This is a genomic window from Halorhodospira sp. M38 (assembly GCF_022227985.1).
GTDB lineage: Bacteria > Pseudomonadota > Gammaproteobacteria > Nitrococcales > Halorhodospiraceae > Halorhodospira > Halorhodospira halophila_A.
In genome coordinates, this window is sequence record NZ_JAJNQP010000076.1 from 1 (window position 1) to 930 (window position 930).

At 63.5% G+C, this 930-nt stretch carries 2 protein-coding genes; both read left to right on the forward strand.

Going from position 1 to position 930, the window contains the following annotated elements; all coding sequences use genetic code 11:
• Positions 1-10: 10 nt before the first annotated feature.
• Entirely contained in the window at positions 11-409 is a 399-nt protein-coding gene (gene mntA / locus LRA98_RS12830) for a type VII toxin-antitoxin system MntA family adenylyltransferase antitoxin (RefSeq protein WP_238634276.1), read from the forward strand.
• Entirely contained in the window at positions 406-816 is a 411-nt protein-coding gene (gene hepT, locus LRA98_RS12835) for a type VII toxin-antitoxin system HepT family RNase toxin (RefSeq protein ID WP_238634275.1), read from the forward strand. The genes mntA and hepT overlap by 4 nt, the downstream gene beginning before the upstream one ends.
• Positions 817-930 lie beyond the last annotated feature (114 nt).

Genomic DNA, 930 nt, shown 5'->3' on the forward strand with positions numbered 1-930 from the left:
AGCTGATTTGATGGAGCCCACTGACCTAACAGGAAAATTGCGTGAGCAGCTTGAGAGGGAGCGTGGGCTCATAGCCTGCGCCTATCTCTATGGCAGTCGTGCGACCGGCCAAGCCCGGGACGATAGCGATGTCGACCTCGCCGTCCTCTTCCGCGATCCACAGGAGCCTGCGCTGGTCTGCCCCGCCGCCCGCTTGGCTCAGAGACTGGAGCAAGCCATCAGAAGCCCGATCGACCTGGTGGACATCGAGCAGGCGCCGGTCGACCTGGTGCACCGCATCCTGCGCGATGGGATCCTGTTGCTCGATGCCATCCCGGAACGACGGATCGCTTTCGAGGTCGACGCGCGGAATCGCTACTTCGACCTGCTGCCTTACCTGCAGGAATACCGACGGAGTTCCGCCGCGTGACCGATCACCCCCTGCTCGACAAGAAACTGGCCTTTATCGAGAGCCGGGTCCAGGAGCTTCGGGAGCTCGCCCAGCCCGAGCTGGTCGGCCATGACCTTCGAGAGACGCGCTTTGTCGAGCACACGCTGCAGCTGGCCATCCAGGCAGCGCTAGATGCAGCTTCCCAGGTCGTCTCCGCGAACCGGCTGGGAGAACCGGAGACCAATCGCGCTCTCTTTGAGCACCTGGGCCGCTACAACATCATAGAGGCCGACCTGGTCGAGCCCCTGGCGGCAATGGCCGGCTTCCGCAATGTACTGGTTCACGGCTACCAAGAGGTCGATGCGCGGATCGTCCGGGATGTCGTGGAGAACCACTTGGATGACCTTCTGGCATTCGTGGAGGCGCTTCGAGGTCAGCTCCTTTGACCTCCAGGCCATGCTCGGACGCACGATCTTCCGCAGCCTGACGATGGCGGATGAGGGTGAGACCTCCGGGTGAGCGCGCTCACCCCGCCAGCGACGCTTGCCCCCTCACCCCAC

Excerpts from the sequence above, each read along its gene's own strand:
- mntA (WP_238634276.1), top strand. The coding sequence starts at position 11 with ATGGAGCCCACTGACCTAACAGGAAAATTGCGTGAGCAGCTTGAGAGG.